General features: G+C 54.7%; 5 protein-coding genes. 2 read left to right on the top strand and 3 right to left on the bottom strand.

Annotation, left to right across the window (positions count from 1 at the left end):
* The first annotated feature begins 191 nt into the window (after window positions 1-191).
* Both IQ273_RS29985 and IQ273_RS29980 read left to right on the top strand, forming a co-directional pair.
* On the top strand, window positions 192-623 hold the full coding sequence (locus IQ273_RS29985) for a hypothetical protein (RefSeq protein WP_194026757.1): 432 nt from the start codon (window positions 192-194) through the stop codon (window positions 621-623).
* An 89-nt stretch (window positions 624-712) separates the two neighbouring features.
* Window positions 713-2506, top strand: a complete 1794-nt coding sequence (locus tag IQ273_RS29980; protein WP_194026756.1) for a mechanosensitive ion channel family protein — start codon at window positions 713-715, stop codon at window positions 2504-2506.
* Between the two features lie 322 nt (window positions 2507-2828).
* Here the strand turns inward: IQ273_RS29980 and IQ273_RS29975 are convergent, their stop codons facing one another.
* The 3 genes from IQ273_RS29975 to IQ273_RS29965 all read right to left on the bottom strand — a co-directional run.
* Complete coding sequence (locus IQ273_RS29975) at window positions 2829-3209, bottom strand: VOC family protein (RefSeq protein ID WP_194026755.1); 381 nt, start codon at window positions 3207-3209, stop codon at window positions 2829-2831.
* A 66-nt stretch (window positions 3210-3275) separates the two neighbouring features.
* Complete coding sequence (locus IQ273_RS29970; protein WP_194026754.1) at window positions 3276-4016, bottom strand: DUF6597 domain-containing transcriptional factor; 741 nt, start codon at window positions 4014-4016, stop codon at window positions 3276-3278.
* Window positions 4017-4340: 324 nt separating this feature from the next.
* Window positions 4341-5251, bottom strand: a 911-nt coding sequence (locus tag IQ273_RS29965; RefSeq protein WP_194026753.1) for a 3'(2'),5'-bisphosphate nucleotidase, incomplete at its 5' end; no start/stop codon positions are given.

Genomic DNA, 5251 nt, shown 5'->3' with positions numbered 1-5251 from the left:
GTGAAACGATGACACTTCCCATGGGGTCGGGCCGCTCCGGGTGGGGGAATGTGGAATGGTTTTCGGTAGAGTTCGAGATCGCAGCCGATCTTGCTCTGCACCCGCTTAATGTTGAGACACACTATCCTAAGCCGGGGCGCTAGGCGGTACAAGATCTGTGTAGAGGATGTATTAATTGAGATTTTTCTATCATGACCCCGCTGCCCCCCAGTCAGGACATTGAGCGGTTGAAGGTATTGGCGATGCTGCACTACGTGGTGGCGGGGCTGGTGCTGGCCTTTGCGATGCTGCCGCTGGTGTTTGTGGCGATCGGCGGGGTAGTGCTGCTGGCCCCAGAGAGTATGACCAGCGGCGATAGTGAGCTGCCACCGTTTGCCGCTGGGCTGATTTTTTTGGCGATCGGCCTGGCGCTGTTTGTCTATGGTCTGGTGCTGGCGATCGCGCTGATTGTTTCGGGCGGCTGTTTGCGGCGGCACAAACACTACTGGTTTAGCGTCGTAGTAGCTTGTGGGGCACTGCTGTTTACGCCGCTGGGTACTGTGCTGGGGATCGCAACCCTGGCGGTGCTGGTGCAAGAGTCGGTGCGGGAGCTATACGGTGTTGCCCCCGACAGCCCGGCCTAAACTGTTTGCCCTAACTGTTCGCAATTTAACTTGACACTTTGGGTTTAAGGGTTAACTTGTGTTTGAACGCTTGCGGAAAAGCCCGTCCTATGCTCAAACTTCCCCCCTGGCTCCGAACCCGACTGCTGCGCCAGGTTGTTGTGGCGGGTCTTACCCTGCTTCTGGTGGTCCTATCCAGTTTGGTACTGCCCTCAACTAGCGCTTTGGCCCAGCTGCTGCCCATTCCCCCCTCTAGTGGCAGCAGCGAGCCCCTGCCCATCAACGTCGAGCGGAGCGGTAATCTAGAGTCGGCGGCGGTTCAGCTCGATGGCCAAGTCCTGTTTAGGGTGGCCTCACCCGTAGTCTTTAATCGGACCGAGATTGTCAACCAGCTGCCAGTGGAGGTGCGGGCGCGGCAGATCGAAGCTAATTTACAGCGTCTGTTTCCGGCGGCCCAGGCGTCGGCCACCCCGCTCAACCCCGAGACCCTGGAGGTGGTGATCAAAGATATCGACAACTACCCGGTTTTGTTTGCCCAAGATGCGGGCCTGGCTGAGCCAAGGGTATTGCTGACTGTGACCGATACCGATGTGCAATACCACGTGGCCTCCAGTAAGCAAGTCTTGGCCGAGCAGTGGGAGGAAATTTTGAGTCAGGAGCTGCGCCAGGCGGTGGCCCAACGCCAGCCAGAAGCACTGCGGCAGCAAGTTACCACAGCCGTCCAGGTGATGGTGACTACGCTGGTTTTGAGCCTGATCTTGTTTGCCCTTCGGGTCTGGCTGGGGCGCTACGAGCACCGGCTGCACCAGCGCCGAACAGCGGAGTCGGCGCTAATTGAGGCCCAGCTGCACGAAGCCGGAGGGGCCGATCACCCGCCCCACGGCCATCAAGATCCACAGCTGCGCCATGGGCTGTACCAGCACCTGAAGCTAGAGCACCAGCTTCAGGGGGTGCGGCTGGTGCGATGGCTTTTGTTTTGGGGCGTGGCGTCAATGTGGGCGCTCAGCATGGCCTACAGCTTTAATCTGTTCCCCCAGACCCGCCAGTTTGCCCAAAAAATGGTGCTGGCTCCGGTGGTGATTTTGCTCACCTGGTTTGTGGTGGGGCTGATCGATCGCCTGATTAACCTGGCGGTCGATCGGTTCATTCAAAAGTTTGCTAAGGGGCAGCCAATGACCTCGACCAACCTGCAGCGCATCCACACGATCGCTCAGGTGATTAAGGGCGTTAAAACAGTAGTGGTCTACATCATTGGCTTAATCTGGGTGCTCCAGTGGCTCAGCCTGGTGCCGGGGTCGGTGCTGGCCCTGGGGACGCTGGTGGCCTTGGTGCTGTCGTTTGCGTCCCAAAACCTGGTCAAAGATCTGGTCAATGGCTTTTTGATTTTGCTGGAAGATCAGTTTCGGATTGGTGATGTAATTATGGTGGGTGACATCGACGGCTTTGTCGAAAACCTCAACCTGCGCGTGACCCAGCTGCGCAACCCGGCTGGCGAGCTGATTACTCTACCCAATAGCTCGATTACCCACGTGCGCAACATGACCCGCCACTGGTCGCGCACCACCATCGATGTGGAGGTGGCCTACAATACCGACGTTAACCAGGCGCTGGCAGTGGTGCGCGAAACCGCTGATGAGCTAGCCGCCGACCCGGAATGGGGGCCGCAGATTTTAGACACCCACGAATTTTTTGGGGTGCAGGAGATTTCTCACAGCGGCATTCTGATTCGGATTTGGATCAAGACGATTCCGCTGAAGCAGTGGCTGGTATCAATGGAGTTTCGACGGCGGTTGAAGATGGCCCTTGACCGTCACCACATCGCCATTGGCTCGCCCCGCCAGGTGTGGCTGCGGGAGGATGTTGAGGCGCAGGAGTCGTCGCGTCCGCTCTACAGCCTTGATTAGTGGTCTATCAAACCCACAATTTGTCGGTCGGTTTGGCGAAGGAAGCCCAACAAATCTAAGGGGGGAATGCCCCCACGGTGCTTTAAAGAAGTAGCGGTGGTGTTGGGTTTTGCCAACTAAGCTAAACCTCTAAGAGATCTGCGATCGCAAAGAGCAATATGTAGAAGCCATATAACGTTCCGCCTCACCCGCCGCTAATAATTTTGCGGTCTAAACCGACAAATCTCATACGGTCGGCGTGCAGGCGGATTGTTAGAACTCACCAATCGCATCGGAAAGCATCTTGGATAGCAATTAACCAGAAATTGATCGTTCACACCAGTCAGTTCATTGAGTTAAGACCAAACATATTGCCCTCAGTGTCTACGCACAGAGTCAGCCACCCAAACTCCCCAATCGAGAACTTTGATCTGACGATCTTACCATTTGCCGCAATGATTCGGGACTCTTGTACAGAACAATCTTCAACACTGAAGTAAACCATCGTGCCACCAACTCCGGGGCGAGAATGTTTCGATTTTACTAAAGCACCAGATGCACCATACGCTTCCATATTTGCCGAAAAGCTCATCATTTGTGTTTCGCCTGTCGGATCAACAATCTGCTCCAGTTTCTGACCGAGTACGTGCTCATAGAACCTCACAGCTCGATCCATATCTTCTACGTAAATATCAAACCAGCCGATTGCATTAGGCTTCTCCATCTCATTCTCCAAGTCGATCGTGGAGCCTATAGTGTATCTAGCGCGTTGCGGCTTGTATTGTAGAAATCAGACATCAAACTTGGCGGTGTACTTCGCGGGTGTATAACCAGTGACCTTGCGAAATGAATGAATATAGTGAGACTGGTCTGCGTACAATTCAAGGTAGTGCCTTCTGAACGATTGCTGTACGCGCAGTACTTTAAGAAAATCGTGTGGCGAGAAGCCAGTTATTCGTTTCAGTTCTCGCTGAAGCTGACGTGGTGATAATTTCGCAATTCTTGCCATGTCTGCCACTGTATGAATTCGATCGAGTTGCTCCAGAATTCCCGCTGTCAGAGCATTATATTTTATCAATTCTTCTTTAAGAAACCACTCAACTAAATCTGAAAGTGCCGACAGTTTACTATTAAAATTCAGATCTTTAATATTTTTACTTACTTGTATCAGTGGCAAACTGCCTAAATAGGGCGTTCCTACATAGCTATCGAATATCTTCTCCTGTTTACCCTGCCACACCCCTGGATAAAACTGAATACCAACATAGTGAAATGATTTTCCAAGGTTTAATACTTCAGCCTTGGTGCGAAGTGCCGTTACTCCCGCTATGTCGGTGTCGACTTGGTTGAACAGAATGTTCACGCAAGCATCAGGTAATGCGTGATAGTGAAAATCGTCTAGCAGTTCAGTGATTGTTTTGAGTTCCCAAAAGCAATGCACCAACCCAGCAAGGCTTCTGGGAGGCTGTACTTCTGAATACTGTGACGATCGAACTGATTTATCTATACCATCCTGTATGGGGCTGTACATCGCAACTAGCCTCATGAGTTCTAAAAGTTGTTGGACTGATCTCGTCTGCCTATATCCCCACTATGGGGTAGACATGCGGACTATCTGCCCCATAATCACCCTCAGAAGGTAGATAGGCGGCAAGCAGTCTGCATATTAGCCCTCTCAGGGGTAGATAGGTAGACAAGATCTGTCTATCTTCCATTTTTCCTCCCTTGGCTTATAGAGATATTGCATAGCAATGCCTCTAGGAGATCCATGTTTTGAAGCGGGGTTTCTCAAGGCGAACTCGATGTAAAACACCCTCTCTATCCCCCAACGGCACATCCCTTGCTATAAGTCTCATTACTCAGCTAATGCCTTTAGTACCGCGTCGTGGATGCTGCCGTTGCTGGCGACGACCCCAGGGTTGTTGGGAAAGCGGGCGGCGCTGGCGAAATCTAGCGGCTTACCGTGCATGTCGGTGACGCGGCCCCCGGCTTCTTCGACCACCAGCACTCCGGCGGCGTGGTCCCAAATTTTTTCGCGGTAGTCGGGGGTTTTGGGAGAGGGCAGGCGCAGGTAGAGGGCGGCCTGCCCGGCGGCGACGGCGGCGTACTTGGCCTGGCTATCCATCCGCAGAGAGGGGGTGGTAATTCCGACGGCCTGGGCAACCTGCCCCTGCTGGCCAAGGTCGCCGTGGCCCGATTCGACACTCTCAACCACGCGAAAATGGTCGCGATCGCTAGCCTCAGTCACCTTCAGCGGCTGGGGATTGCCCCCGGCCAGGGGTACCATCGTCGCTCCTTCGCCACGCACCGCGACAAACAGCAGCCCGGTTTCGCCGCCAAAGCTCAAAAAGGGGCAGCCCAGCACTCCTACCTTGATATCGCCATCCACGACTAGGGCCAGGGCGATCGCGTACTGGTCGCCGCGCAAAAAGCCCTTGGTGCCGTCGATGGGGTCGAGGGTCCAGTAGCGAGGGGCGACGCTGCCGTTGCCGTGGTCAATCCAGCTGAGAATGTTGGCATCGGTGGCGCTGGGCACCAGCTGCTGTACCTGCTCGGTAACAGCGGCGAGAACGGGGACGGCGTCGGGCTGGCGCAGGTCAGTGGTATCCTCCTCACCCACCACCGGATCGCCAGGAAACGCGGCAGACAGAGCCTTGCAGATGATCGCCTGGGCACCATAATCGGCAATGGTAACGGGGCTTTTGTCGTTTTTCTCGATCGCCTGGGGTACAAGGCCCTGGCGCACTCGTTCGCAGAGCTGGGCGG

The sequence above is a fragment of the Nodosilinea sp. LEGE 07298 genome (genome assembly GCF_015207265.1).
In the GTDB taxonomy this organism is placed as follows: Bacteria; Cyanobacteriota; Cyanobacteriia; order Phormidesmidales; family Phormidesmidaceae; genus Nodosilinea.
The sequence above is the reverse complement of the archived record's forward strand: the minus strand, read 5'-3'. Positions and strand labels throughout refer to the sequence as shown.